The organism is Roseomonas sp. TAS13 (assembly GCF_001950415.1).
Taxonomy (GTDB): Bacteria; Pseudomonadota; Alphaproteobacteria; order Acetobacterales; family Acetobacteraceae; genus Roseomonas; species Roseomonas mucosa.
In genome coordinates, this window is sequence record NZ_BDLP01000463.1 from 1 (window position 1) to 2,956 (window position 2,956).

General features: G+C 73.5%; 3 protein-coding genes. All 3 read right to left on the reverse strand.

Features of this window, described 5'->3' with window-relative positions; translation table 11 throughout:
• A partial coding sequence (locus ROTAS13_RS22100; RefSeq protein WP_075823450.1) for an FAD/NAD(P)-binding protein occupies positions 1-1,054 on the reverse strand: 1,054 nt, incomplete at its 3' end.
• A 132-nt stretch (positions 1,055-1,186) separates the two neighbouring features.
• Positions 1,187-1,888 (reverse strand): ABC transporter ATP-binding protein, encoded by a 702-nt coding sequence (locus tag ROTAS13_RS22105; protein ID WP_075823451.1) that lies wholly within the window; start codon positions 1,886-1,888, stop codon positions 1,187-1,189.
• Positions 1,888-2,652, reverse strand: a complete 765-nt coding sequence (locus ROTAS13_RS22110) for an ABC transporter ATP-binding protein (protein ID WP_075823453.1) — start codon at positions 2,650-2,652, stop codon at positions 1,888-1,890. Before ROTAS13_RS22110 ends, ROTAS13_RS22105 begins: the two co-directional genes overlap by 1 nt.
• Positions 2,653-2,956 lie beyond the last annotated feature (304 nt).

Genomic DNA, 2,956 nt, shown 5'->3' on the forward strand with positions numbered 1-2,956 from the left:
GCAGCATGGCCCGGAGACCTCCACCCGGCCCGGCGGCGCAGGATTCCAGCCGGGCGGCATGGACCGCCACCTGCCCGCTCTCCACCATCTCCCCTACCACGGCGAAGATCTCCGGCGCGATACGGTGCCGGTGCAGGCTCCAGGCCGTGCGGGCATGGCGCAGGAAGCGCCGCCGCTCCGCCAGCGGCAGCCCACGCCACAGCGCCTGGACCTGCGGCCGGACGGCATCCATCACCGCCTGCCAGGGCTGGCCAGCGGCCTGGGCCCGCGCCGCCTCCCGCCGCAGCCAGCGCGACAGGCCCAGCACGGTCAGGGGCCGCGGCGGCCTGTTCAGGCACCAGGCCGTGTCCACCGGGATGGCAGGCGGCGCGGCGACGTGCGGCAAGGGCAGCCAGCCATGGCGCGAAACCACATGCACCGGGCCGCGATGTCCCTGCGCGCGCAGGGCCAGCAGGTGGTCCACCATGGTCAGGCCGCTGCCCAGCAGCAGCACCGCGTCCTCCGGCGGCAGGTCGTGCAGCCCGGACAGGCCCTGGCGGGCCCCCTCGACCGGATTCGCGGGCGCGTTTCCCAGGGCAAGCACGCAGACACGCGCCCGGCAACCCGCCGTCCCGGCCTCGATGCGCCACAGCCCCTCCGCGTCGCGCCGGATCGCGGAAACCGCCCGAGGCACATGGCGGATCTCCGCCCCCGGCCCGCGCCGGGCCTCCTCCAGCAGCGAGAGCATGTAGCGCCCGTAGAGCTGGCGCGGCGCGAAACGGCGGGCGGCGGGCTTGTCGCGCGCCTCTGCCGGGCAGAGGGCGTTCGGCGGCTGCGCCGCCAGCCATCGGGCGAAGTGGTCGGGCTCCGTGGCCAGGGCGCTCATGCCTCCGGCCGGGGCATTGAGGACGTGCCAGCGCCCCGCTTCCCCATAGGCCGGGCCGCGGCCAGGCTCGGGGCGCGGCTCGAAGAGGAGGACTTGCCGCCCGGCCGGAAGCCTCGTGCGCAGAAGGACGGCCAGCAGGGTCCCCGTGAAGCCCCCGCCGACGATGGCGATCTCGACCGGCTGATCCATGGCCGCAGCCTAGCGGAGCGGATCGGAGGCAGGCAAACGACCCATCCCCTTTTCCGGGGTCGCCGGGGTTGTATCTTCTCCCGAACGTCATTCAGGGGGATGAAAATTCCCCGGCGGTCCTTGGGGGGAAGGCTACACCGCCAGGTGGCGCCGCCGCAGCGCCTCGTCCGCCGCCAGTGCCTCCGGCGTGCCGCTCCAGACCGCCTGGCCTTTTTCCAGCACCACCGCGCGATCCGCCACGCCCCCGGCGAAATGCGGGTTCTGCTCGGCCAGGAGGATGGTCAGCCCCTCGGCCTTCAGCCGCAGCACGGCCTGCGCCATCTGCTCCACGATCACCGGCGCCAGGCCCTCGCCAGGCTCGTCCAGCAGCAGCAGGCGCGGATTGCCCATCAGGGTGCGCGCGATGGTCAGCATCTGCTGCTCGCCGCCGCTCATCCGCCCGCCCGGCCGGTCGCGCATCTGCCCGAGATTGGGGAAGAGCGCGAAGAGCCGTTCCGGCGTCCAGGCCGGCAGCCCCGCGCGCGGCGCCTGCCGGCCGACCTCCAGATTCTCCATCACCGTGAGATCGGCGAAGATCCGCCGTTCCTCCGGCACGTAGCCGAGGCCGGCGCGGGCGATGCGGTGCGGCTCCCAGCCCGCGATCTCCTGCCCGGCAAGGCGGATGCTGCCGCCCTCGGCCCGCAGCAGTCCCATGACGGTCCTGAGCGTGGTGCTCTTGCCCGCGCCGTTGCGGCCCAGCAGCATCACCAGCTCGCCCGCCCCGATCCGGAAGGAGAGGCCCCGCAGGATGCGGGCGCGGCCATAGCCGCTGACGAGATCCGCGACCTCCAGCATCAGCCCGCCGCCCCCTGTTGCGTGCTTCCGGTGCCCAGGTAAATCTCCCGCACCGCCGGATCGGCGCGGATGGCGGCCGCATCGCCCTCGGCGATCAGCCGGCCATGGTCCAGCACCAGGATGCGGTCGGAAACGCCGAAGACCACGTCCATGTCGTGCTCGGTAAACAGCACGGCGATGCCCTGTTCCGTGGCGATCCGCCGCACCAGCCGCATCAGCGCCTCGCGCTCCGCCGGGGCCATGCCGGCGGTGGGCTCGTCCATCAGCAGCAGTCGCGGGCGGGCGGCGAGGGCGACGGCCAGTTCCAACCGCTTCAGGTCGCCATAGGCCAGCACCCCGGCGGCGCGTTCCGCCTGCTCCGCCAGCCCCGCCTGTTCCAGCAGCGCCCCGGCTTCCGCCCGATGGTGCCCCGCCAGGGGCTGCCAGAAGCGCCAGACCTTCCCCTCCCGCGCCAGGAGGGCGAGCTGCACGTTCTCGCGCAGTGTCATGGAACCGAAGGTGGCGGTGACCTGGAAGGTCCGCCCCACCCCCCGCCGTGCGATGGCGCGGGGCGAAAGGCCGGCGATCTCCCGCCCCTCCAGGGTCAGCCGCCCGGCATCCGGCCGCAACTGCCCGCCCACCATGTTGAAGCAGGTGGACTTCCCGGCGCCGTTCGGGCCGATCAGCGCCAGCATCTCCCCCGCCGCCAGTGCGAAGGAGACATCGGAGACCGCCGTTACCCCGCCAAAGGACTTCCGCAGGCCCTGTGCCACGAGCAGGCTCATGCGCCGGTCCGGTGTCGCGCCCGTTGCCGGCCCCGGGGGAGGCTCCGCCTGCCCCCGGCCCCCCTCCGCCGGGGAGATAGTATCTCCCCGGACCCCGCCTGGGGTGGCCTCGGGGTGGCAAGGCCGGTCTCCCGTCTGAACCCGGGGGGAAGGTGGATCAGTGGGTCTCCCGAAGAAAGGAAAGCACGATGTCCGTACGGGCGGCCCGGACGGTTGCCGGAGGGCCATGCTCTCCGGCGCGATCCGGCCGGCAGCGAAGAGCCGGCGAATGGGGGCCAGGGCCCGCAGGGTCCTGGCGGATAAG

Bases quoted from the DNA above. Each gene is read 5' to 3' on its own strand.
- ROTAS13_RS22105 (WP_075823451.1), bottom strand. From the start codon at position 1,888: ATGCTGGAGGTCGCGGATCTCGTCAGCGGCTATGGCCGCGCCCGCATC.
- ROTAS13_RS22110 (WP_075823453.1), bottom strand. From the start codon at position 2,652: ATGAGCCTGCTCGTGGCACAGGGCCTGCGGAAGTCCTTTGGCGGGGTA.